Source organism: Bacillus sp. AFS037270 (assembly GCF_002585305.1).
Window position 1 is genome coordinate 85,553 of the sequence record NZ_NUNF01000014.1, and the last position, 26,115, is coordinate 111,667.

Consider the following 26,115-nt stretch of genomic DNA (forward strand, 5'->3'; position numbering starts at 1 on the left):
AATAATCGGTCAAATAAAATATAATTTAAATGTTAAATAACTATTTTGAGTAAATGAAATAAATACAATATTTTGTTTTTAGGTAAAGTAATTCACTTGTAAAGGTTAGGTTAAAATGTGATGCTGAAAAATTCAATTTGGTCATTTATAAACATAATTGGAATACAGATATTTGCTGTAATAGTTAATGCTTTACTTGCGAGGATATTATACCCAGAGATTTTTGGAATTCTAGGTATGGCAACAGTATTTACAGGTTTAGTTTTAGTTTTTCAGGATTCAGGATTAAATGCTTTTTTAATTCATAAATCAAATATTAGTCAAAAAAATATAAATGCAATTTTTTGGCTTAACATCCTTATATCGCTATTATTATCTTTGTTACTGATTTTGATTGCTACTCCTGTTTCTAATTTTTATCAACAACCTGAAGTTTCAACAGTAATTTATTATGTTGCATTAGGAGTAATTATTGGATCTTTTGGGATGACATATCGAGCAGTGTTGGTGAAAAATAGGGAGTTTAAGAAACTTACAATAATTGATATGGTTGCGGAGTTAGCAAGTAGTGTCATGTCCATTACATTAGCAATATATCATTTTGAATTATTAGCAGTAACAGGTAAGTTATTAATGAGGCCTTTATTCCAATCTGTACTTCTGTTAATAACCTCTGGTAAATATTTTCTAAATAAGCCATCTTTTCATAATATTAAAGAAATGATCAGCTATAGTAGTAGAATTTTGGGGTCTCAGATATTTATTTATTTTAATAATAATATTGATTATTTTTTAATAGGTAAATTACTTGGCAGTAAGAGTCTTGGATTATATACTATTGCATTTCAATGGAGTGTATTAGCTCGATTTTATATTGCTGGAGCGATTTCAAAAGTGGCTTTCCCTGAAATTTCTAAACACAAGGATGATTTAGATTTTGTGAGGAATTTGTACTTAAATATTATAAGCAGAACAAGTTTTTTAACGTTTCCAATATGTATTGGTCTATTAATAGTAGCACCTGAGTTTATTAAAATTGTTTATGGTGACAATTGGGAAAGTGCAATACCAGTCCTTCAAGTCTTGTTAATTGCAGGTATGATTAGTTCAATCATAAATGTTGGTGGGGCTGTATTTAATGGGCTTGGAAAACCAGAAATAGATATGTGGCTAAATATAATTTCTTTTGTATTTCTAGGAATAGCAATCTTTATAGGTTCAAATTTCGGAATTTTAGGTGTTGCATTAGGCATACTGATTAGATCATTAATTTTTGGTTTTGTACAAATATATATTATTAACAAAACTATTAGGCTTCCACAAATTATCTATTTAAATTCTTTATTGCCTAATCTTTATAGTACGATAATAATGGGCGTCTCTTTATGTATTGTAAGGTTTTACTTTATAGGAGAATCTGTATTATTAAATTTAATCATTATTGTTACATTAGGTATCTCTCTATATATATTTACCTCTTATTTTATTAATAAAAGTGAATATATATGGTGGAAGAATAAGTTAATACCAAGTACTAAAAAGTATAAGTTAAATATTTGATTTTTCTATGTATTAGGAAATGCCATTTATTTAAGAGTAACAACTAGAAGGGGAAAAGAAATGAAAATTGCAATTATTTCAAGATATTTACCTAGTGGATCAAAGGGTGGTGTTGGATATCAAGTACATTATTTATCCAATCATCTCGTGAAAACAGGACATGATGTAACGGTATATTCAATGTTTGAAAAGCCAGTTGATGCATTATACGATGTTGTAAAAGTTTCTATAAACAAACCTAAGCAAAAACTTTTGAAAGTATTTGCTTTTGCCGTTGAATTAAATAAACAAGATTTTTCTCAGTATGATATCATCCATTCACATGGTGATGAATATTTATTGTGGGGGAAAAAGAAACCAATAATAAGAACATTTCATGGATCTGCCATTGCCGAGGCAATACACAGTAAAAATTTAAAGGGATTTATTAGACAGATGATTTTATACCCATTTGAATTTTTATCCTTAATTCGTTCCGATTATTCAGTAGGAGTATCGTTAAATACTAAGAAATGCATTCCATTGATTAACGAGGTTATTCCAAATGGAGTTGATATCCATTCCTTTGAAAAAAATAATGTTAAAAAAAGTTCGGAACCCTCAATTTTATTTGTTGGAACAATAGAAGGAAGAAAAAGAGGTAAGTTATTAGTAAAATGCTTTAATGAAATCATTAAACCGGCTTTCCCAGATGCAAAGTTATGGTTAGTTTCTGATCAACCGGTTCAAGGTGAGGGAGTGGTAAATTATGGTAGAGTCGATACAAACACTCTAATTGACCTTTATAGTAGTTCATGGATCTTTTGTTTGCCTAGTAGTTATGAGGGGTTTGGAGTCCCTTATATAGAGGCGATGGCTGCAAGTTCAGCTGTTGTGGCAACTCCGAACATGGGGGCCAAGGAGATACTTAAAAATGGTGAATTAGGTATAATTGCTCGTGAACATCGTTTGGGTGAAGAAATAATACAATTATTAGGCGGTATGGAAAAAAGGAATGAATTCATAAATAAAGGTAGAAATGAAGTACAAAAGTATAGTTGGGATTGCGTTTCAAGTAGCTATTTGAAACTATATAAAAACCTCGTAAAAAAAAATAATAAATAATAGTATAAAAAGGTGATAGTGTTGACACGCAGATTATTTGTAAGTCTAGATTTTCCGCCAGAAAGAGGGGGAATTCAAAACTATGTTTATGGGATTGTATCAAACCTAAATCCACATGAATCATTCGTATTAACATCGGATCATATTGGGGAAGACAATTATAGCGAATTTGATAAATCTCAAGATTTTAAGATTTTTCGGACTGCTTTATCAGGTAGAAAAAGTATTTTTAAGAAATTAACGTCAATCTTAATATTAATTTATAAATTAATATACTTGAAGTTCAAAGTAGGTTACAAAGAGATACACTTTGGAAATGTTTTTCCAATTGGGTTGGTAGGGCCTTTAATGAAGAATCTATTAAATATACGGTATGTGGTATATATTCATGGATTAGATGTTCTTAGTTTAAAAAGGAAATCTAAGTTTTCTTATATCTTATTATTATTTATCTTAAAAAATGCTAACAAAATAATCTGTAATAGTAGCTATACCAAGAATATAATTCTTAATATGGGAATAAAAGAAAAAAAAGTGGCCATAATATCACCTGGTATAGATGTAGAAAGTTTTAAGAGTGAGAATAAGAAAAATTTATTAATTGATAATTATAAACTTTATGGAAAAAAAGTATTACTGACTGTTTCTAGATTAGTCGAGAGAAAAGGACATGATATGGTCTTAGAATCCTTAAGAACTTTAGTGAATGAAATTCCTGATATATGTTATGTTATTTGTGGTGATGGCCCTGATAGGTCAAGGTTAGAGCATCTTGTAAAAAAATATAGTTTAGAAAGTTCAGTGATTTTTACAGGAAGTCTTCCCAATGAAGAAGTAGATGCTTTATATAAAGCTGCGGATCTATTTATCATGCCAAGTAGAGAAATTAAAGATAAAGGTGACGTTGAAGGCTACGGTATCGTTTTTCTTGAGGCAAATTATCATAAATTACCTGTAATTGCTGGTAATAGTGGTGGAATAAGTGACGCAGTATTAGATGGGGAGACAGGTTTTCTAGTAGATCCAATAAATTACTATGAAATAACAGATAAAATTAAAAAACTTTTATTAGATCAGGAATTATCGGTTGAAATTGGGGAAAAAGGATACAGTTGGGTTGTAGATAATTGTCTATGGAAACATAGAGTGGAACAATTACAACAACTGAAGATTTAACAAATAAAACCCTTATCTTGTCTAATTCATAGTTTTTGGGGAAATTTTAAAAGCTACTACGCAATTAAAGTTCTACCATCTTAGGAATTTAAACACACTATAGCACTATATATCAAACCACATGGATTTTATTTTTATGAAGGTTGGTGGTTTATCATTATTTCTATGGAGGGAATTTATGAATAGGAGATTTGGAGAATTAGATTCCATACGAGGTTTAGCAGCCGTAACAGTTGTTTTGTCACATAGTATCACAATTTCTGGATTAGTAGCTCCGGGAACAAATTTTGCAAGTATATTTAATATGATTATTGTAAACTCACCGTTGAAAATTTTATTATTAGGCCATGAAGCAGTAATCCTATTTTTTATTTTAAGCGGTTTTGTACTTTCCCTTTCCTATTATAGAAATGCTAATCAAACATACTTTTCCTATATTATAAGAAGATTTTGTAGAATTTATATACCATATTTATGTGCAATATTATGTGGCATTCTAATGAGAATTAGCTTTTCAAAAGATATATTTCCAGAGTTATGGAATACTCATATAGACTGGGGAGTAATTTTAAATCATATTTTTTTACTTGGTATGTTTAATCAAAATGCTTTCGATCCGGTGGTGTGGTCATTAGTTCATGAGATGCGAATCTCTATAATCTTTCCTTTTCTGATACTGTTAATTAATAAGTTCCATTGGAAAGTCAATATTGTATTTGGAGTGATATGCTCTTTATTAGGGATATCTCTTCATTATTTATTTAAGAATAAATTGGATTTATATACGAATTATTATGATTCTATGCATTATATTCTAATGTTTACAGTAGGTGCCTTACTAGCAAAATATAGTCTAGATTTAATAAAAATTTATCAAACAAAATCTACATGGATTAAATTTCTATTCTTTGTTTCAGGATTATGTTTTTATATTTACTCTAGGGCGGTAGTTATGAGGTTTCTTGATGACTCTTTACTAATCACTCTGGTTTCGGATTGGGGAACAATGATTGGCGGAGCTATTATTATTATCACTTCAATAGCTGAAAAGAGGGCATCAAAAATCTTATTAATTAAACCTATATCGTATATAGGAAAAACATCTTATAGTATATATTTATACCATTTGATAATATTCCTAACTTTAAAAAACCTATTAAATGGGATGTTAAGTAATTGGTTAATTTGGTTATTAGGGATGTTATTTTCGTTATTAGTATCTACTATTATGTATTTTATAATCGAAGAACCTAGTATTAGTATAGGTAAGAAACTCACAAAAGTTAAGTTTGGAAATGGTAATAAATCAGTCGCATAAATGGAGGAGACTTGTGGAAATTTTTATAAATGGTAGATTTTTAACCCAAAAAATCACCGGAGTCCAAAGATTTGCATTAGAGATTATTAAGAGGATCAACCAATACACAGAATGTAAGGTAATAGTTTTAGTTCCAAAAAATTACAATTATATTCATGCTATAAGAGATGTTGAGGTAAGAAAAATAGGAGTTAATTCAGGTCATTTATGGGAACAAATCGATTTATACAAATATGTGAAGTCTAAACCGCTAATAAATCTATGTAATACTGCACCTATTATAAAACGAAATCAAATAGTTGTTATTCATGATACAGCTGTTTATTCTGCACCTAACGGTTTTTCGAAATTATTTAAGATTTGGTATAAAGTTCTTTTTTTCTTTATAAGTAAATTATCAAAAAAAATTTTAACTATATCAAATTTCTCTTCAAAAGAAATACTAAAATATTTAAATATAAGTAAAACAAAGCTTGCTCAAATTAGTGAAGGTACTGAGCATATTAAAGAAGTTAAAGAAAATAAAGATGTTCTTGGAAAATATGGTTTGGAGAAGGGTAAATATGTATTCGCTGTTAGTAGTTTAAATCCAAATAAGAATTTTGAGGCACTAATAAAAGCTACTCAATTTTTCCAAGAAAAAAGTTTCAACATTGTTATCGCTGGAGGGACAGATCCGAAAGTTTTTGGGATTTCGAACTTTGAGGGAAATAATATAAAATATTTAGGTTATATAACAGATGAGGACTTAAAGGGTTTATATATGAATGCGGGATGCTTTGTATTTCCTTCAATATATGAAGGTTTTGGTTTACCACCACTTGAAGCGATGTCAGTAGGTTGTCCAGTAGTTGTATCTAGAATTGGGCCCATCCCTGAAGTGTGTGAAGATGCAGCGATATATTTTGATCCTTATGATGAAAGAGATCTTGCTAATAAGATTCTTATGGTAATGAATGATGAGTTACTAAAAAAGGAATTACAAAGTAAAGGATACCAACAAGCACAAAAGTTTTCATGGCAAAACGCATCACGTCAATTGGCCAATCACACTAGTTGTCTTAATTTTGAATAGTTTAGTTAATTTTTATTTAAAGAAAGGAGGAATATAATTGAGGGTACTTCATATAGGTGAATATATTAAAGGTGGAGTTGCAACATATATAAGAGAAGTTGTAGACTTTCAAATTTCAAGAAAAGAAATTACTGATATATATTTAATGCAAAGTAGTTCAAATTCAGAAGTAACTTATAAATTACCAGATACCCACTTAATTACTTATAATTATAAGCGGAAGATTCCCTACTTTATAAAATCTTTATTTAAAATTAATAAGGAGATAAAAAAATTAAATCCTGATATTATACATGTTCATAGTACCTTTGCCGGAGTTTTTGTAAGACTACCATTACTTTTTTATAAGAGGGATTTTAAAGTTATTTATTGCCCACACGGTTGGGCTTTTTGTATGGAGACTTCAGAAATTAAAAGGAAAATTTATTTGGCAATAGAGAAACTACTGGCTAAGAGAACGGATTTAATTATAAACATATCTGAATACGAACAATTTGAATCAATAAAAAGAGGGATATCTAGAGATAAATTACTATTAATTAATAATGGTATTTCTAATCAAAGGGAGATAAGAAATATACAATTGGATCTTGATAAAAACAAAATTAATATTTTATTTGTGGGTAGATTTGATAAACAGAAGGGTTTAGATATCTTGTTAAGTTTTTTAAAAACTTATGATAATAATGCTTTAAGATTTTACATTATTGGTGACAATGTACTAGAAAACATCGATATTGAGATACCTTCTAGTGTTATTACCTTGGGTTGGATTGATAATAGTAAAATTGATTCTTATTACAGTCTGTTCGATGCAGTTATAATTCCTTCTAGATGGGAAGGATTTGGACTTGTGGCAATTGAAGCGATGAAAAATAAAAAGGCTATTATTGTAAGTAATAGAGGTGCATTACCTGATTTTGTTAAGGTCAATAATGGTTATGTTTTTGAACTTGAAAATTTAGAGACACTAGAAATAATATTAGATTCATTAAACAAAGAGGAGTTAGTCCAAAAAGGTAATAAGGGATTTGAATTATTTAATAGTTGCTACACCAGTATACGAATGAATGAAGAAATTCTTAATTGCTATGAAGAACTATTACAAGAATAGTTATTATTAAAATGTTAAATTATGTATCATATTGAAAATAATTAAATATGTAAAATTCTTTTAAGACACGTATTTAAGCACCAATTTTGGTATGTATACTCTAAAAACAGGAAATCAGGAGGACAAAATGAAATTAGTTTTATTATCAGGCGGCTCAGGTAAACGATTATGGCCTTTATCCAATGATGCAAGGTCAAAGCAATTTTTGAAAGTGTTACTTAATGAAGATAACGAGTTACAGTCAATGGTACAAAGAGTTTGGGGGCAATTAGAGAAATTAGGATTGACTGAATCAGCGGTAATTGCAACAAGTAAGTCCCAAGTAGAAATGCTTCAAAACCAAATTGGTAAGGATGTCCCTATAATTGTTGAGCCAGAAAGAAGGGATACATTTCCTGCAATAGCTCTTTCAGCTTCTTACTTATTTTCTAATGGAATAGCAGCTCGAGACGAGATTATAGGTATTTTACCAGTTGATCCATATGTAGAGGATAAATTTTTTGCTAGATTATTAGACTTAGGAGATATATTAAATTCATCTGAAGCAGATTTGGCTCTAATGGGGGTACAGCCAACATTCCCTTCTGAAAAATATGGTTATATTGTTCCAGATAAAATACTATCTACTGATAGCTTTGTAAAAGTTAGTCATTTTAAAGAAAAGCCAAAAACTGAAGAGGCAAAATTATTATTAGAGCAAAAAGCATTGTGGAATTGCGGTGTTTTTGCATTTAAACTTAATAAGATTATTTCTTTATTAGAGCAAAAAGGGTTACCAACAAATTATGAAGAATTATCAGCTAAGTACGGTCTTTTACCAAAAATAAGCTTTGATTACGAAGTAGTAGAAAAAACTGAGAATATTATTGCAATTCCATATGAAGGCCAATGGAAAGACTTAGGTACATGGAATACCTTAACGGAAGAAATGGGGACTAATATTCTTGGTAAAGCACAGGTAAGTGAAGATTCTAAAAATGCACATATTATTAGTGAGTTAGACATACCAATTTCGGTACTTGGATTGTCAAACATTTTAGTAGCAGCTAGTCCTGATGGGATACTAGTTACTGATAAGGATTCAAGTCCAAGGGTGAAAGAATTAGTCGGTAACCTAGATCAAAGACCTATGTACGAAGAGCGTCGCTGGGGATGGTATCGCGTCTTAGATTATAATAAATATGAGGAGCAAAATGAGGTATTAACCAAACGTATAAAAATATCAGCTGGAAAAAATTTAAGTTATCAATACCATAAATATCGAAGAGAAGTTTGGACTATTGTAAATGGTGAAGGAGTTCTTCTTTTAAATAATGAATTCAAAGTTATTAGACCTGGGGACATAGTAGAAATTCCAATTGGAACTAAGCATGCTGTTAAGGCTGTTACCGATTTAGAGTTTATTGAGGTACAAACGGGTACTCAATTAGTAGAAGAAGATAATCATCGTATTTTCTTATCATGGGAAGAGATTGAAGCAAATGTCTATTCACTAATTAATTAGTTGTTCTTTCTGTAGCTCTACGAAAACAGGTAGACTATTTAATAATGCAGCCAATGTAATTATTATTATGTAATATCTTAAATATTGAACTGTAGGTATACAATTAATTAAAAAGGATTAATGTATCAATATAATACATGCTGTAATATAAATATAGGAATCTGATTTGCATAGTATGTTACCAATAAATAAACTTTTAAAAAGTACTTTGACAGTTACAGTTGTTTTATCTAATATTATTTTTTCATAGTCGAAACTATTTAAAAAGGTGGAATTAAAATTGAAAATTGCTGTTGCAGGAACTGGATATGTTGGCTTAGTAACCGCGGTATGTTTGGCAGAGCATGGGCATTTCGTTTCTTGCGTAGATATAGATGAAAGAAAAGTGGCATTAATGAAGTCAGGGATTTCTCCCATTTATGAACCAGGGCTTGAAGAATTAATGATAAAAAATATGGATAAATTGACATTCACAACAGATTACAAAGCAGCATATAAGGATGCAGATGTTATATTTATTGGAGTAGGAACTCCAGAAAAACATGATGGTTCGGCTAATTTAGCTTATGTATTTACCGCTGCTGAACAAATTGCACAAAGTATTGAAAAAGATTGTATTGTTGTTGTGAAATCAACTGTACCTATTGGGACGAATGAAAAAATTGATTATTTGGTTAAAAATAATCTTAATTTTAATGTAAATGTATCAATTGCTTCAAATCCTGAATTTCTTTCACAAGGTACAGCGGTGAGAGACACCTTATGTGCGTCTAGGATTATAATTGGAGTAGAAGAAGAATTAGCAGCTCAAGTATTAAAGGATGTGTACAAGGATTTTGGTGCTCCTATCCTTGTTACAAATCGAAAGAGTGCAGAAATGATTAAATATGCTTCAAATGATTTTTTAGCATTAAAAATCTCTTTTATAAATGAAATTGCTAACCTTTGTGAAATTATTGGAGCAGATATTGAAGATGTAGCCCAGGGAATGGGATATGATAGTCGCATAGGAAATCAATTTTTAAAATCAGGAATTGGTTATGGGGGCTCTTGCTTTCCAAAAGATACTAAAGCTCTGAATTGGCTTGCAAACTTCCATGACTATGAATTAAAGACTATTAAAGCTGCAATTGAAGTAAACGAAAACCAAAAGTTAAAATTAATCAAAAAATCCCGGAAATATTTTAATACCTTAAAAGGTTTAAATATAGCTGTATTAGGTTTAACCTTTAAACCAGGTACAGATGATTTAAGAGAAGCACCATCATTAGTAAATATTCCATTAATGCTTGAAGATGGAGCAAATGTTAAAGCATGGGATCCTGTTGGAGTCGATAACTTTGAGAAGTTTATTCCTAATGGTATAACATATTGCCTAACGATTGAAGAGACTATTAAAGATGCAGATGTATGCTTTATCTTTACTGAGTGGAATGATGTAAAAGATTTTGACTTAAACAAATATAAAGAGCTAATGAAAAGACCAATTATTTTGGATGGAAGAAACTGTTATGATATTGCTAGTGCTAAGGATGCTAATTTAGTTTATGATTCAATTGGAAGAGAAACGGTTAATAGTGTAGAGGTACTTGTATAGGATTGAAATTTATTCAGAGGAAAGAACCAAAGGTTCTTTCCTTCCTTTAATTCTTTAGATTATAATCCTAGAATCTAAATCGTCAAAATTCTAAGATTAGGGGGATATTATTTTGACTTGGTTAAAGAATGCAGAAAAATGGCTTTCTTTTAATAATTTAGAATGTGATATAAAAGAAGCATTATTTATGATGGAAAGCGATAAAAAATTATTAGAGGATAGTTTTTATAAACACTTAGAATTTGGTACCGGTGGTATGCGCGGGGAGCTGGGCCCTGGAACTAACCGATTGAATACTTATACCATCCGCAGGGCAGCTGAGGGATTAGCAAAGTATATCGTTGAACAGGGGGAGGAAGTTAAACAGCGTGGGGTTGTGATTGCCTATGATTCACGCCATAAGTCTCCGGAATTTGCGTTAGAAGTTGCTAAAGTGGTAGGTAAGCAGGGAATTAAGACATTTGTATTTGACGAACTTCGTCCAACACCGGTTTTGTCTTTTGCGGTTAGATATTTACATGCCTTTTCAGGAGTAGTCATTACAGCAAGTCATAATCCGCCTGAATACAATGGTTTTAAGGTGTATGGAGAGGATGGTGGCCAAATTCCCCCAGAAGCAGCGGATACTATTATTAAATATGTAAATGCTGTTGAAAATGAACTTACTGTCGAAGTGGCAGAAGAGCAGGCACTTCTATCAACTGGGTTATTAACCTACATTGGAGAAGAGGTTGATAATGCCTATGTAGAACAATTGAAATCACTTCAGCTAAATCCTGAGATAGTAACTGATGTCGCGAAGGATTTGAAAATTGTATACACACCATTACATGGTACAGGGAATAAACCTATCCGTGCAGGGCTAAAGGTATTCGGATTTGAACATGTTACTGTTGTAAAGGAGCAAGAACTACCAGATGCGAATTTTTCAACAGTCAAGTCGCCTAATCCCGAAGAACATGCAGCCTTTGAATTAGCCATAAACTATGGTGAAGAAATTGGTGCGGACATTCTCATGGCGACAGATCCTGATGCGGACCGATTAGGTGTAGCCGTAAAAAACGGTTCTGCTGAATATGTGGTATTAAGCGGAAATCAAATGGGAGCATTAATGCTTGAGTATCTACTATCGCAAAAACAATCCAAGGGCATACTTCCTCAAAATGGTGTTGTCATTAAAACAATTGTTACCTCTGAAATCGGTCGGGCCATTGCAGAGTATTATGGTATCCAAGCCATGGATACACTGACAGGTTTTAAATTCATTGGAGAGAAAATCAATGAGTTTGAACAATTGGGCCAGCATAACTTCTTATTTGGTTATGAAGAGAGCTATGGTTATCTGATTGGCGCTTTTGTACGTGATAAAGATGCCGTTCAGTCTGCGATTTTTGCAGCAGAAGTAGCGGCATATTATAAATCGAAAGGCATGACCATGTATGAAGGTCTTCTAGCAATCTTTGAAAAGTATGGTTTTTACCAGGAGTCACTTCAGTCAATTACCTTAAAGGGGAAAGATGGAGCAGAACAAATTGCTCGTTTAATGGATACATTTAGAAATGAAGACTTGATAGAGGTAGCGGAAATTAAAGTAACAGCAGTGGAAGATTATGCAACTTCTGTAAGAAAAGATGGTATTTTGGAAAATAAGATTAACTTACCTACATCAAATGTATTAAAATTTTATTTAGCAGATGGTTCATGGTTCTGTCTACGTCCGTCTGGTACAGAGCCTAAGGCGAAATTTTACTTTGGTGTTAAAGGAAATTCAATAGAACAAAGCCGGGAGAAATTAGTTATTTTACAAACTGCAGTTATGAGTAAGGTGAATGATATATTATTAACAAAAGTATAACTTTATATCCTTTTTATTATTAAAAGAAGAAAGCACTAATATTCAGCACCCTTGTCCTCTTTTCAGACAAGGGTGTTTTTTTATTTCCGTATATTCAGGCTGAGTGTATATATTGTTTATAAAAGTACTTGGAAAATTCGGTAATATAGATTGAAATATAACCAATGGTTAGCTTTTTGATATAGGCTATTCCTCTTTATTAACTTATCTTGCTTTACCTATTTACAAAAATTGTTAAATGTTAACGGTGTAAATGAAAAAATAGGAGGATTTATTTTTGAAACGCTATGATGAATTAGACTCTTTAAGAGGACTTGCCGCACTTAGTGTGGTTATTTACCATGCATTAAATTTGACCATTACTAATTGGAGTGAAATTAACAATATTATTTGGAGATTATGCATGTATTCTCCACTAAGATTGCTATGGTCTGGTCATCAATCTGTAATCCTTTTCTTTGTATTAAGTGGTTTTGTATTGTCATTGCCATTTTATAGGACAAAGGTTGACTCTACATTCTATTTTCAATATTTAATTAAAAGGATATGCAGAATTTATATACCTTTTGCTATTTCTATTGGAGCTGCCATCCTAACAAGAATATACCTAACAGGAACAGTAAATTTGGAAGGATTATGGATCGGTCAAATTTCTTGGAAACCGATATTACAGCATTTATTTTTAATTGATATGTTTAATCAAAATTACTTCAACCCCGTCGTTTGGTCTTTGGTTCATGAAATGAGGATATCCATTATTTTTCCGATTATTATAGCCGTTATTTTAAAGTACAATTGGAAAAATGTGTTAACTTGTTCTTGGATTTTATCAGTTTTAGCTATAGTAATGCATTATTTATTTCAAGATAAAGTAGATATTACAACTAACTATTTTGATACTTTTCATTATATTTTAATGTTTGTTGTTGGCTCTTTAATGGCTAAGCACAAAGAAAATCTAATAAGACTATATAATTCAGTAAAACTTAATTTGAAATATGGAGTACTTTTATTAGGTTATTGTCTATACGCTTATTCCATTGGAATTCATATCCCATTTTTTGGTCGTTATATTGGCGATTGGTTTACTACATTAGGCAGTATGTTGATAATAACAACTGTTATTTCTGGAAGTTTGCTAAGTAAACCCCTTTTATTAAAACCGATTGTTTTTATAGGGAAGATAAGTTACAGCGTTTATTTATCTCATTTAATAATCTTTCTTGCATTAACTAATAATTTTTTAGGAAAATGGACAAATTCAGAAATATGGATAGTGGGGCTTTTATTAACATTTATTATTTCGACAATATCCTATTACTCTATTGAAATTAATAGTATGAAGTTGGGAAAAAATCTTGCAAATAGAGTTACCAAAAGAAAGACTGTACAAAATAACACAGAAATGTCAGCATAAAACGCTATTGAAGAAAATAGTGAAACATACTCACTAGCACGTAAATGCTAATGTATAAGGAAGGCAGTAGATTAATTAAGTAATCTTCTAAACAGGGACAAACACACTTTTTCTTAATTAGATTTTTCAAAGGGAATCAGTTTATTTCCAATACAAAAAATCATCAAGTTGTCTTTATAAGACAACACCGCCATTTTCAATAACAGAAATAATAGTCTTATTTGCCGCCGCTAGCATAACACTCATAGAGCATGGGGGAGAGAATAGTGAGACACTCAAACTAAGCATCTTACAATGGAAGAGTTGGTAGACTATAAATATAGGGGATTTCAAGTAAGATGTAAGGCTTGCAGTTATTTTATATTAGCTTATAACAGATTAACATAATGAGGAGGGCTTCTTTTGGTACCGTTATTTTTACAACCCGTTTTTAAAGAAAGAATTTGGGGTGGTACAGCTTTACAGGAACTATTCGGGTATGAAATTCCGAACGAAAACACAGGGGAGTGCTGGGCGATATCTGCACATCCTAATGGGCCCTCTATGATAGAAAATGGCCCTTATAAGGGGATGACGCTAGATCAATTGTGGAGTGAGCGTCCGGAGCTCTTTGGATATCCAAAGGAAAGGGTTTTTCCTTTATTAACCAAGATTTTGGATGCGGACATGGATTTATCGGTCCAAGTTCATCCCAATGATTCCTATGCATTAGTTCATGAAAATGGTGAACTGGGTAAGACTGAATGCTGGTATATCATTGATTGTAAAGAAAATGCCGATATGATTTTCGGGCATAATGCCAAAACGAAGGAAGAATTAAAGCATCAAATTCAAAATGGTCATTGGAATGATTTGCTTCGCCGAGTGAAAATCCAACCAGGTGACTTTTTCTATGTCCCAAGTGGGACTATTCATGCTTTATGTGAAGGAACGCTTGTATTAGAAACGCAACAGAGTTCAGATACAACCTACCGGGTGTATGACTATGATCGCCGAGATACAGAAGGGAACTTAAGGGATCTTCATTTGGAGAAAGCAATGGAGGTTACTACTGTTCCGCATCAAGATGATGTAATTACAAGGGCTGTTCATGAAAATGGTAATACTAGGATTACGACATTTGTGAAATCGGAATTTTTCTCAGTATATAAATGGGAGGTTGATGGCAAGTCTAGCTTTGCATTTAATGATAAGTATTTGCTTTTTAGTGTGAGTGATGGTGAAGGAACCCTTTCACATAATGGGAAGTATTATGGATTGAAGAAGGGGACCCATTTTATAATTCCTGTGGGCTTTGGGGAGTTTGTGGTAGACGGGAATTGTGAAATGATTGTGTCGCATACTTAAGAGAGTAAGGACCATTAGACAAGCAGCTGGTCTTGAAAGTAAGATTATCTTGCCGTCATCTAATGTATTGAAATACTAATTAACGGGGCTCATGGTCAGTCTGAGTCGTTTAGAACAGAGCCTAGAAAATTTAACGGCTATATAAACGGCCGTAATGAATATGGTAAATGATAGATAGGTTGCAAGGTTATAACCTCATAATTCAATTCTAATAGGAAAGCACTACTAATTCGCACCCTTTTCCTCTTAGGAAAAGGGTGTAATTTTGGAAATTTAAGAGACAGCATAATGAATAAAAGAAAATGGTGGGTACTTGGAGCCGTAATTTGGATGCTTACGATTTTTACCTTACCCAGCTGCCATACTTTACTGGGGAGAATACCTGTAAAGCCGTTCATAAGGTTGTCGTAACAGAACATCAAACGATCCATACACCTAGCGTTGACACTACAGAAGTAGATTCCCTGAACTTAGTCATAAGAAAGGCGACACATATTACCGTATTCGGAATTCTTGCCTTCTTATTGTTTAAGTCACTTGAAATCAAACGATTCTCTTTTATTATCTCTTGGTTTCTAACTGTACTATATGCCATGTCTGATGAGTATCATCAATCTTTTATGCCAGGTAGGGTGTCCTCTCAAAAAGATGTATTCTTGTTTGATTCTGTAGGCGCGTTGCTAGTTCTCTTTATTACTTATTTAATAAAGAGAAAGAGACTGATCAAAAACCGTAATTTAAGGCCTATAGGAGACTAATTCCAGACAAAATCATAAGCCAATCATCTAGCTAGATGCCTATATCTGCTGATTGGCTTAATTTTTAAATGTAAGCGATTACTGAATAATACTGCTATTTCCGGATTGTTTTTATTTTTCTTTAGAATCCAAAAAGTTGGTCTATTAATTTTTAGTATAACTAATGAATACCCAAATTAATTAAGAAAAAGAGTGTATTTAAAAATACACTGCGTTACTTCCAGTTTCTTTTAAATTTAAAAACCTCTTGTATATAACCATATACCGATACAGGAGAAATAATTAATTGATAACCAAGAATGAAAAATATAAAGCCTGAAATATTTTTTCTGATTTTTAAGTCTAATGCTTTAAATACAACATTTCTTTGATAGAAATAAAGAATACTATAACTGATAAGTGTTAAAGGTAATACAAGTAATGTCATTGGGCCAACAATCCAGTTATAACCAAAGAAGGCCAAAATCAGTCCCGGAATCCAACATAGGGTATAGGTAAGATCTAAATATGGCATGATCAGATTTATGCCTGTTAAATATTTAACGTAAACTTGAGGCTGCTTCCAAGGCTTTATTTCGTTCAATCCTTCAATCATGCCTCTTGCCCATCTTGCTCGTTGTCGTACAAAGTGAATAAACGTACTTGGAACTTCAGTAAAAGAAACAGCCAATGGCTCAAAATATACTTTCCATTTTTTCTGAAGCAGACGCCATGTTAGCACAATATCCTCACCTATGGCATCAGGCCAACCGCCTACTTCTTTAATGCAATTAGTTTTATAAAGACTATAAGCTCCTTGGGCTACCAATGTTCCTTGGTACAAGCCTTGAAGTCTCTTAATGGATGCAATCCCTAAGAAGTAGTCCCATTCTTGAATTTTTGTCCATAAATTCTCTCTGCTGTTTTTTGTTAGAACAGATCCTGCAACGGCACATACGTCTTCAGGGCTAGATTTCATGCGTGCCACAAGATACCGGATAGAAGATGGATGTAGTAGAGTATCGGCATCAATTGTAATCACATAAGGAGTCTCTACCCATTCTAACGCGTGATTTAGAGCATTGAATTTTCCGGGTTTCTCTTCATTAAGTAACTCAATTTCAATTTTTAATTCCCTTTTAGCCTTTACTACTTCATGAACTGTTTTATCTGTCGAACCATTATTGATAACAAATACCTTTACTTTTCCTGAATAGTCTTGTTTATCAATGTAATGTAAAGTCTGAAAGATTTTGTCTTCCTCGTTATGTGCTGCTATGAGTATGGTAATCTCATCATTCGGATATTCATTCTTAAAGGCAGGTTGGCGATCTAGAATTAAGCTTATGACTAAAAAAGCATTCAGATAGCCGGGGATGTAGGATATACCACCAATGATAAGTAGGGCTAATGGAAACGATACGATTTTTGCAAGGTCCTCTAACCATGGAAGTGCTATATATATAGAAAAGCACATCCATATAAAAGCTGCTATATGACTGATCCAAAACTTTGTTTTTATTGGTATATATTTTCTTTTGAATTCTTTTGTTACTTGGGAGTTAATGGGACTTAATACTGGTTTCATAGAACATTAGCCTTTCTTTTATGAAAAAGTAATAACATCCTATAATACCATGATTTTAATTAGAGGGAATTGAGGTTTTAATGTAAAATAAGGAGTAAATTGGAAGGGACTATTATTTGTAATACAAAAAGTTTCTTTGGATTATTGTGTATTATTATTCGTTACACAACTTGAAACAACTTTTATTCTTAAGACATACCGATTTTTAAGTGGGTGTTTTCGGATATATAATCACCAATCAATGATGTTCGGTCTTATATGGGTCTATCATAATCTAATCGTTTTATTTGTAAATATTAACTTGAGCCAGAGTGATCACTTCAATAGTGAGCCACTTTATTCTGAGTTATTTCCATTTTTGGTGTGAGTAGATTAGGGTATCTTGTTCCGTGGGGCTGATACCCTAATCTTCTCGTGTACTTACTGATTTATAATGTGAGGGGCTGTACTTAGCTAGTTATTCTTCTTTTTCATCTCTAAATAAATCGCCAATTAAACCTAGGTCTTCTATTTCTTTATAAAGCTCAGAACCATCCATGCCTAGGGCTTGTGCAATTTTTTCGAAGACAGGTAGACTTGGCAAGCTCTTTCCTGTTTCAATATTACTCATCGCTTTCCTTGTTATTTTACATTCAGCTGCCAGATCATCTTGAGACATTTTCAAATCACGCCTTTTCATTACTATTAATTCTCCAATTGACTCTATTTCATATTCCTTCATGGGAAATTCCCCTTTTACCCCAATTACATAATTTGGGCAGGGGGGAGCTCCCAAAAGAGCGATACGGTTATTTTTCATATTATTCTCCTTAAGTTTAAGTAATGGATCTATCCTTTATTTGTTCATTCTTATTCTACGTATCTAGCAGGATTTTTTATTATCCCATTCCAAGATACTGATATAGGACCTTTCAAGAGAGCTGTTAAAGGCTAGCTCCTTTTGTGGAAGATTTTGCTTTTTAGTTAACCGCTGTATTCCACTAATGATTTAAAGTTGTATCTGCCTTCTTTCAACTTGTTAATTTGTCTCTGCTTTTCTGATTCATTGAAGTATGAGAGGGGATGAGGATGGTTCCCTCTCTCTCTGGAAATATTCTTCAGTAGAAGAGCGGTTTGGATCTTGTTGATAAAATAGTACTTCTTCAAATCGATAATGATTGAAACACCATTGCTAAGTTCAACTTCAGTCTTGCAGCCGCGGGTCTTGGTTTTGACAATATGATCAGGATTAAACCAAACACAATCTTCCTTTTTGGGGGATTTATATGGAAAAAGACAAATGCCCTTATATGGGTTGACAAGGATGGGGCACATATTGATATTGCCAAGTATGTTTTTTGTACCTTTTATAGCTCCTTTTAAATCGAAGCCTATGTATTTCAATGTGTCGTCCATTACCTGTATTGGTGTTCTGTTTACTAAGAGTGTTTGCCCGCCGACCATAATTCTCGCACAAAACTTCCCTTCGTTGTTATATTCACCTGTCATTAAAATGATGTCCTCATCCAATAAATAAAACTGATCAATAATCATAAAACATCTCCCGATTTGTTTTTTTGAACTACTTAAATTAGATTAGCGCGAACATTTTTGTGAGCAACTAAGTTGAGGTTTACTAGATTTGTGCTTGAACTTCACCTCTTTTGCTGCAGGTTCTATACCTGGTTATAATAGGTGCATTCGCCAATTCGATTGTTTGGAAATAGAATTGTAAACATGGGAGCGATTTCCTCTAACATTATTTAATTATAATTAGGATTTTTTAACCATGTACTAAAGTGCACAAAATTCGTCAAAGTTTGACATATTTGTTACAAAAATTGGGGAATCATGGGGGAAGCGTGGGGACGGTTCGCGTGCTCCTTTTTAATGATTGCTCTTTCCTAATTCATTATGGCTTCATTCGATCGGGCAGATTTTGTATCGATTGGACCACGAGATCTAACTTCGACTCAATCCGGTAAAGTAGATAGAGGGTCACCACGATGGGGAATCCTACTTCGCTAATGAATGGTATAATTTGTTCCACGAGTCTTCACTCCTTTCATATAAAGGTATAGTTCCGAAGCAGAAGAACCGTCCCCGCGCTTCCACAGGAGAACCGTCACCCACGATTTAAAAAAAAGGCCGGGTTCATGAGAATCCGGCCTTGCGGTTATTATGCTAGTTCATAGTCGGTTACATTTCGGTCGATGATTCTTGCCCCTTTTGCTGAGGCAAGTTTGCCGCTGCCTGTAGTAAATACGTTAGCTGCAATAATCTGCGCCATGGAAAGTTTCACCACATCTTCATCCACTGGCTCCTTTGGATTATCGACGGTGATTTTCGCCGTTTTTCCAAACTCGGTGTCAAATTGTAATTCTAATGTTTTGGCCATTTATTTTCACCTCCTATCATTGGATATTTATTGGACATTAACCGATAATCTCAGAGCTGTCATTGCGTTCCACTTTGTTTAAGTCGCCATTACATAAAACTGAGATCGCTTGGGCTGCTTGGAACAGTTGGTCAGCTGTTGCCGCTTTCGTTACATTGCTAAACGTTTTAGACTTTAAGATTGGATTTCCTTCGTTATCGATGCCCGCTTGAAATACCAACCGAAGCTTTGTCGTTTCTAGTAATCCTTGTGCCATCTTCGATCACCTCCTTTCGTCTTATATATATAGTTTGAGAGACTTAAAGGACAGGTAGGTCAAAAATATTTTTACGATTCCAAAGGCAGAACGCACCTTATTTCAATGAGGTGCGTTCTGCCTGTTTTTTTATGATTTCAAATCACTTCGATTGATTATTTCTATAATTATCCATATAATCAATTATATAGAATGTGTGTTCGGGGTGAGGGGTATGGCGAAGGAGAAGAAAATACGTTATATAGTAGAGTTAGATGTACTTTTAGAGACATTTCAACTGCATATACTAGAAACTAGATTTGAAATTGCTCGTCATATCTCAAATGCTTGTAAAGGAAAAATGCTAGAAAACATTGCTCTTATGAGAGCTGATGAAGAATATCAATTATGGTTGAAGAAAGAAAAATCTGAAGTACGGTCGGCTGCACTAGGAGAAATAAGAGAAAAATATGATGTCTCTCAAACCGGGGCTGAGCGAATCGTCAAAGAAATGGGCAAACATTTTAAACAAAAGAAGCCTAAAAATTTGAAGCATAAACAAAAAGTACATTTAGATTCTCATATCGTACAGAAAATTGCCCTTCAAGTTTGGAAGTCTATTTCTGACTATCTTTTCGGAAAAGGCAAAAAGGTGCATTTTAAAAAGTACGGACAATTTGATTCGGTTGAAGGAAAAAACAACGAAGCTGGTTTAACCTACGAAAACGGAGTTTTATATTGGAATGGTTTAGAAATGAAAGTTCATGTTCCAATGAAAGATAAATACATACAGAAGGCTCTACACGATGAAATCGCCTATTGTCGCCTGGTTCGAAAGACTATTAGGGGGAAAGTCAACTATTATTTGCAGTTAGTATTAAAAGGTACTCCTCCACAAAAACACAAAACTTGTGATGGTGAAGTCGGATTAGACATTGGTATATCAACCATTGCAGCTGTATCGGATAAAGATGTAATGATTGAGGAATTTTGTGATGGCTTGGAAATGATGGAGAAAGAAAAACGGAGAATTTTTAGAAAAATGGATAGGTCTAGGAGGGCGACCAACCCTAATAGGTACAAAGAAAACGGGACTATAAAAAAGGGGAACAGAGATAAATGGATACGTTCTAAACATTATTGGAAACAGTTGTTTAAGCTAAAAGAAATCTGCCGTAAGATAGCCTCTGTTCGAAAAATTATGCACAATAAACTAGCTAATACCATTCTCAATATGGGAAACCAGGTATATTGCGAAAAAATGAATTACAAGGGGCTCCAGAAAACAAAGTTCGGCAAAAGAATTGGATACAAAGCACCAAGCATGTTTTTATCCATTGTTAATAAAAAACTATCTTATCAAGGATTAAAAATTGAGTACGTAAATACGTGGACGGTGAGAGCTAGCCAGTATTGCCATGTGTTAAATGATTATCAGAAGAAGAAGTTGTCTCAACGGTTTCACGTCCTACCGGACGGAACAAAAATACAGAGAGATTGTTACTCCGCTTGGCTAATTAAAAACGTAAATAATGCAAAAAATAAAGTAAACAGAAAGAAGTGTATAACCGAATATTTATCGTTTCTTGAAAACTACAAAAAGACCGAAAAGTTGCTTCGGTCATTAAATAAAAAGTTTATATTTAGCATCGGATTTTAATTATTTAAAATTCAAACCTTTGCCGTGTTGAATCCCACGGAAGAACAGGAAATCTATGACGTTAGTTTTAGAGATCTCTTGTTTGGCAGGTTAAAGCCAGATGCGAATACTAAACGGCGACTGGAAAACCACCGGGTTCCGCCATGTCTAAGACTGTCTTTCTTTTGCGTGGAAGAGCTGTTCATTCGCGAATGTTGCATGGAAAACTCATGAGTCTAAACGGCAAGAATTGAATGATCTAATGTTCTTGTCTAGTAAGGAAAGGGGAAAGTACATGTACCCTTCATTCAAAGAAGGTCTAATCTTTTAGAACCACCCTATTTCAATGGGGTGAGGATTCAGAAGTTTGTTGTTTGCGTGTTGTATAGACATGTATAGACACGTAAAAAGGGCTGTGCCATGGGTTGGCACAGCCTAGGATTTGATTCTCCAGTTTCTCAATATTCCGCATTGTTATTTGTTTGGATTAGGAAGATGTATAAATAGAGGATTAAATGGCGACCCCTGAAAGGAGGGGCAAGAGATCACACCTATATGTGTAAAATAGAAGGCTCTGATGGTAGTAGTAAGGAAGAATGAGCGTTATGGATTGTCATAGTCTCCTATTTTATCAGTTATCTTGGGTTTAATTTTATCGATTATTGGACAAGCTTGGGGGGAGGGAGGAGAATTCGAAATGATGACTAGAAAAGAGTATTTAGAAGCCATTACCTTTGTTAAGGAAGAAGAGGAAAGATATAAACGATTAGTTCGTTTAATTTCCAATCAGCTGGACAGGGATTTAACAGGAAAAGAAATCAAATATATTCATTGGCTGGCTGGTATCGATACAGAAGCGTTTGAGGTATTTGAAAAGATATTCGAAGATATTGGTTAAGAAGAGGGGGCTGATGAGGCCTCTTTGTTATAGATAAAGAACATTTGTATCATTTTAATTAACAGGTTAGTATAATTAAGCCCATATTAGGTATAACTGAACATATTTATTTACTAGCGGGTTAAAATTAAGCTTGGGGAAGGCTCTTAATGAATTGGTATAAAAGTGCACTATTTTTGTAGAATCATAGGATTATAATAACCTGATTTCCTCGGCAATTTTCTTACCGTCATTTTAAGGGAAATCCATATATAGCGGTCATTACACTGGATTTAATTAAACGTTTGATTAGTATGGCATAAAGGGAAATTAGTCGAAATAATGGAACAAGAATGGCGAACAACGTCTAAAGTTGTTAGCCTAAACCTTATCCGAAATCTTTTTGTTTGCGGCAGCGAGCTTCCTGGTAGTTTCGTCGAGCACAGAGATGTTTTTGCTAATAAAAATGTTATTCATTCAGTTAGAAAAAGATTGGACCTGACCCGTATTTTGAAACGAATTGTTTTGAAATCCGTATTTATAACAATTACAATTGTTATAAGTATAAAAAGGGCGGTTGGGGAAATGGAGAAATTCTTAAAAGGACTTTTGATGGGTCTTTCGATTGTTGCTGTGGTGGGGGTCATTATTGTCGGTGTTCTAATATATCAAGTGACTAGCAATGGGAGTGAAAAAACAGTAGCGGATACAGGGTCTTCGCTTGATACGGAAGTCGAAAACGATGGGGAGACTTCACTTGATACGGAAGTCGAAAACGATGGAGAGTCTTCACTTGATACGGAAGTCAAAAACGATGCCGAGCTTGAAAAAGAGATTACTGAAGGTATTTACATACCTACAGAAAAAGAATTCCAATGGATTGTTCACCGTATGACGCACCAAAAAGTTGCTGCAGATGAAAAAGATGGAGCGACCGAAATGACACCCGAAAGAATTGACCAATTACTTAAAACATTAGATGAAGCCGATTATGTCTACAAAGATGTTTATCTAGGAATCTTGAACGAATGGGATAAAGGGAATTTCCAAAATGCGGTCGAAGCACACAACGAAATTCTTTCCCTTCAAAACGGGACAATCGGAGTTGCGACACGGTTGTTGACACCCGAGGAAGAACAAGAATTCATTGAACAAAACTTTCGATAAGATGCGGACGGAAAATCCTTTGTGAAATGTAAAAGAGTAAGGATCCTATCAAGTTGTGGATCCTTACTCTTTTATTTTTATTTATTATTATCCCAGCTGATCCAGCTGGATAATGGAAGAGGACATAATCCCTATTGTAATAGAAGGATATAATCGTTATATAATAAAAATGGATAATAATATGACTAGAATGGGGAAGTAGAGTAGATGTTTAAAAAGGGATTAGCCATCTTTGTTGCCATGTTTGTTTTACTTTCAGGATTTCTTGTAGCTAAACCGGTAGCTGCAGCAAGCGTAACAAAATATGTAACAGCGACTGCATTGAATGTCAGAACGGGTCCGGGAACGACCTACCAAATTGTAACAACCATTAAGCAAAACCAAGCTGTCACTGTGTCACAAACGAAAGGCTCTTGGGATCAAGTAACTGTTGCTGGTAAAACAGGTTGGGCATCCAACCAATACCTAACCACTAAGAATTTGGCGGAGAGGTTAATGACAGTAGGAAGCAACAAACAGTTAATTCTTGTCACTGCTAATGGCTACAATACCTCAAATGCTGAAATTCGTACCTTCGAGAGAAATTCCCTAGGGAAATGGGTACCTGTTTTAACCACCACAGGCCATATTGGTAAATATGGATTTGCCACTGCCGCAAGTATGCGTGAAGGCGGTAAAAGGTCTCCAATCGGAAAGTACTCCATTGGAACCGCATTTGGACGTTATGCAAATCCAGGGACCAAAATGCCTTATAGAAAAATCACTAGCGATGATGTTTGGGTAGATGATCCAACTTCAAAACTTTACAACACTTGGCAATCAAGAAGTAAAACACAAGGTCAATGGAATAGTGCTGAAAACATGAATATCGCAGCCTATACCTATGGTTTCGTTATCAACTACAATACACAACGAACTCCGTATAAAGGTAGTGCGATCTTCTTCCACATTGGAAGTGGCTATACGCTGGGATGTACCTCCACCTCACAAACGAATGTTGTCAGCATCTTGAAATGGTTGGACCCTAATAAGAATCCAGTCATTATTCAAACTCCGATTCAGGAGCTAAACAAATACTGATTCTCCTCGGAGAAACAAAAAGCCAACAGAGTATTTCTCTGTTGGTTTTTTTGCAAAATAGGGATTACCCAGGCGGCCAAAGAAGAGAAAGGGACACATTTATGAATTGTGGCATTAGCCCACGACTGATCAAGAGCACAAGATATTAAAAGGCCTTTACATTAGGTACAACTTTGAGCATACCATTATGGATTTCTTTCTTTGGATGGATAAAAATAGCCATTCATGTTTTTTCCACGTAGTCAGGGGAGTGAACGTTTTTTATTGATAGTTTATTTATGGTAAGGTTTATAATAGAAATCAAAAATAAACGATACGGAAAGGAAATGGGATATGCGTTTACAGGGAAAGAAAATTATCAGCTTGGTTCATCATGAATTTGAGGATTTAGAACTTTGGTACCCGATTTTAAGGCTTAAAGAAGAGGGGGCAGTTGTCCATTTAGCAGGAGAACTTGCTAACGAAACCTATATTGGTAAATATGGCGTTCCCGCTAAGTCCGAAGTTGCTTATGCTGATGTGAAGGCTGAGGACTATGATGCCATACTAGTTCCTGGTGGATGGGCTCCTGATAAAATTCGCCGTTTTCCTGAGGTCCTTAGTTTACTCCAGGATATGAATGCCAGTGAAAAACCAATCGGTCAAATTTGCCATGCAGGATGGGTCCTCATTTCTGCAAAAATTCTGGAAGGTAAAAAAGTAACCAGTACACCTGGTATTAAGGATGATATGGAAAATGCAGGAGCCATCTGGTATGACGAGCCTGTCGTCACTGACGGTCACATTGTTTCAAGTCGCCGGCCGCCTGATCTGCCTGACTATTTACGGGAATTTATTTCTGTATTAGAACGAAAATAAAATTGTTTGTCACACTGGGAAGATCAGTGAGAATAAACTGTTCATTTTAAATGGACAGTTTATTTTAATTACCAATTACATGGAAAAACTCCTATTCGGAATGATACGAGTTTTTAGTAAGTGCAAGGTTGATCCAGGGTAATAGGATGGATATCATTAATAATTTAACTACGAACCTTTCAATCTTTAATGACTGGATAAGATGAGTTGTGGACAGCTCTCGACATTTTTTTCATGCAATTGGGGTGACAAATGCAGAAATGACGTGGAAAAGATTGTTTTTAAACAAATGTTTGATTAGATGCGAAAGATAGCGAACTGACAAGAGGGATGTAAGTTGAGTCGATAACAATAGAATTTTCCGGGAAATTGTAGTTTTATCTGTGAAATATTCTCACTTGGCTCGACAATCTTTTTTACTAGTTTTGAAGAGTAAAGTAAGAGGGACGAAACTTTCAGCTTTTTTAATTAAATGTTTGATTAGTATAGC

General features: G+C 33.8%; 23 protein-coding genes. 17 read left to right on the plus strand and 6 right to left on the minus strand.

Annotated elements, in window-relative coordinates; genetic code table 11:
• Positions 1-120: 120 nt before the first annotated feature.
• The 12 genes from COD92_RS07095 (at position 121) to COD92_RS07150 (ending at position 15,825) form a co-directional block, all read left to right on the plus strand.
• On the plus strand, positions 121-1,560 hold the full coding sequence (locus COD92_RS07095; protein WP_098996025.1) for a lipopolysaccharide biosynthesis protein: 1,440 nt from the start codon (positions 121-123) through the stop codon (positions 1,558-1,560).
• A 60-nt stretch (positions 1,561-1,620) separates the two neighbouring features.
• Positions 1,621-2,664: a glycosyltransferase family 4 protein gene (locus COD92_RS07100; RefSeq protein ID WP_098996026.1), complete on the plus strand. Its 1,044-nt coding sequence runs from the start codon at positions 1,621-1,623 to the stop codon at positions 2,662-2,664.
• 21 nt (positions 2,665-2,685) lie between these two features.
• The gene (locus tag COD92_RS07105; protein ID WP_176550399.1) at positions 2,686-3,840 is read left to right on the plus strand and encodes a glycosyltransferase family 4 protein; all 1,155 of its coding nucleotides are present in this window, start codon (positions 2,686-2,688) and stop codon (positions 3,838-3,840) included.
• A gap of 178 nt (positions 3,841-4,018) precedes the next feature.
• Positions 4,019-5,158, plus strand: a complete 1,140-nt coding sequence (locus COD92_RS07110) for an acyltransferase family protein (RefSeq protein WP_176550400.1) — start codon at positions 4,019-4,021, stop codon at positions 5,156-5,158.
• 13 nt (positions 5,159-5,171) lie between these two features.
• On the plus strand, positions 5,172-6,233 hold the full coding sequence (locus tag COD92_RS07115) for a glycosyltransferase family 4 protein (RefSeq protein ID WP_255295252.1): 1,062 nt from the start codon (positions 5,172-5,174) through the stop codon (positions 6,231-6,233).
• A 37-nt stretch (positions 6,234-6,270) separates the two neighbouring features.
• Positions 6,271-7,347 (plus strand): glycosyltransferase, encoded by a 1,077-nt coding sequence (locus tag COD92_RS07120; RefSeq protein ID WP_098996030.1) that lies wholly within the window; start codon positions 6,271-6,273, stop codon positions 7,345-7,347.
• Positions 7,348-7,474: 127 nt separating this feature from the next.
• Complete coding sequence (locus COD92_RS07125) at positions 7,475-8,851, plus strand: sugar phosphate nucleotidyltransferase (RefSeq protein ID WP_098996031.1); 1,377 nt, start codon at positions 7,475-7,477, stop codon at positions 8,849-8,851.
• Between the two features lie 280 nt (positions 8,852-9,131).
• Positions 9,132-10,448, plus strand: coding sequence for a UDP-glucose dehydrogenase family protein (locus COD92_RS07130; protein WP_098996032.1), 1,317 nt, complete (start codon positions 9,132-9,134; stop codon positions 10,446-10,448).
• 112 nt (positions 10,449-10,560) lie between these two features.
• Positions 10,561-12,303 carry a phospho-sugar mutase gene (locus COD92_RS07135; protein ID WP_176550401.1) on the plus strand — a complete coding sequence of 581 codons (1,743 nt, stop codon included), beginning with the start codon at positions 10,561-10,563 and terminating at the stop codon, positions 12,301-12,303.
• Between the two features lie 277 nt (positions 12,304-12,580).
• Positions 12,581-13,720 (plus strand): acyltransferase family protein, encoded by a 1,140-nt coding sequence (locus COD92_RS07140; RefSeq protein ID WP_098996033.1) that lies wholly within the window; start codon positions 12,581-12,583, stop codon positions 13,718-13,720.
• A gap of 402 nt (positions 13,721-14,122) precedes the next feature.
• The gene (manA, locus tag COD92_RS07145) at positions 14,123-15,067 is read left to right on the plus strand and encodes a mannose-6-phosphate isomerase, class I (protein WP_098996034.1); all 945 of its coding nucleotides are present in this window, start codon (positions 14,123-14,125) and stop codon (positions 15,065-15,067) included.
• A 302-nt stretch (positions 15,068-15,369) separates the two neighbouring features.
• On the plus strand, positions 15,370-15,825 hold the full coding sequence (locus COD92_RS07150) for a VanZ family protein (RefSeq protein WP_098996035.1): 456 nt from the start codon (positions 15,370-15,372) through the stop codon (positions 15,823-15,825).
• 214 nt (positions 15,826-16,039) lie between these two features.
• Here COD92_RS07150 and COD92_RS07155 read toward each other — a convergent pair whose 3' ends face one another.
• From COD92_RS07155 to COD92_RS07180, 6 genes are all read right to left on the minus strand, one after another.
• Positions 16,040-17,392 carry a glycosyltransferase family 2 protein gene (locus tag COD92_RS07155; protein WP_098996036.1) on the minus strand — a complete coding sequence of 451 codons (1,353 nt, stop codon included), beginning with the start codon at positions 17,390-17,392 and terminating at the stop codon, positions 16,040-16,042.
• A gap of 457 nt (positions 17,393-17,849) precedes the next feature.
• Positions 17,850-18,191, minus strand: coding sequence for a helix-turn-helix domain-containing protein (locus COD92_RS07160; RefSeq protein WP_098996037.1), 342 nt, complete (start codon positions 18,189-18,191; stop codon positions 17,850-17,852).
• A gap of 164 nt (positions 18,192-18,355) precedes the next feature.
• Positions 18,356-18,925 (minus strand): competence protein ComK, encoded by a 570-nt coding sequence (locus tag COD92_RS07165; protein WP_098996038.1) that lies wholly within the window; start codon positions 18,923-18,925, stop codon positions 18,356-18,358.
• A gap of 358 nt (positions 18,926-19,283) precedes the next feature.
• A complete protein-coding gene (locus COD92_RS07170; protein ID WP_098996039.1) occupies positions 19,284-19,421 on the minus strand; it encodes a YvrJ family protein in 138 nt (45 codons plus the stop codon).
• A gap of 129 nt (positions 19,422-19,550) precedes the next feature.
• A complete protein-coding gene (locus tag COD92_RS07175) occupies positions 19,551-19,769 on the minus strand; it encodes a DUF2922 domain-containing protein (RefSeq protein WP_098996040.1) in 219 nt (72 codons plus the stop codon).
• A gap of 37 nt (positions 19,770-19,806) precedes the next feature.
• Positions 19,807-20,025 carry a DUF1659 domain-containing protein gene (locus tag COD92_RS07180; RefSeq protein ID WP_098996041.1) on the minus strand — a complete coding sequence of 73 codons (219 nt, stop codon included), beginning with the start codon at positions 20,023-20,025 and terminating at the stop codon, positions 19,807-19,809.
• A gap of 214 nt (positions 20,026-20,239) precedes the next feature.
• Here COD92_RS07180 and COD92_RS07185 point away from each other — a divergent pair, with 214 nt between their 5' ends.
• The 5 genes from COD92_RS07185 to COD92_RS07205 all read left to right on the plus strand — a co-directional run bounded on the left by COD92_RS07185 (position 20,240) and on the right by COD92_RS07205 (position 25,625).
• Complete coding sequence (locus COD92_RS07185; RefSeq protein ID WP_098996042.1) at positions 20,240-21,664, plus strand: transposase; 1,425 nt, start codon at positions 20,240-20,242, stop codon at positions 21,662-21,664.
• A gap of 676 nt (positions 21,665-22,340) precedes the next feature.
• Complete coding sequence (locus COD92_RS07190) at positions 22,341-22,541, plus strand: hypothetical protein (RefSeq protein ID WP_098996043.1); 201 nt, start codon at positions 22,341-22,343, stop codon at positions 22,539-22,541.
• A 321-nt stretch (positions 22,542-22,862) separates the two neighbouring features.
• The gene (locus tag COD92_RS07195) at positions 22,863-23,687 is read left to right on the plus strand and encodes a DUF6241 domain-containing protein (RefSeq protein ID WP_098996044.1); all 825 of its coding nucleotides are present in this window, start codon (positions 22,863-22,865) and stop codon (positions 23,685-23,687) included.
• 207 nt (positions 23,688-23,894) lie between these two features.
• Positions 23,895-24,767 (plus strand): SH3 domain-containing protein, encoded by an 873-nt coding sequence (locus COD92_RS07200; protein ID WP_098996045.1) that lies wholly within the window; start codon positions 23,895-23,897, stop codon positions 24,765-24,767.
• A 333-nt stretch (positions 24,768-25,100) separates the two neighbouring features.
• Positions 25,101-25,625, plus strand: a complete 525-nt coding sequence (locus COD92_RS07205; RefSeq protein WP_098532576.1) for a type 1 glutamine amidotransferase domain-containing protein — start codon at positions 25,101-25,103, stop codon at positions 25,623-25,625.
• The last annotated feature ends 490 nt before the right edge of the window (positions 25,626-26,115 follow it).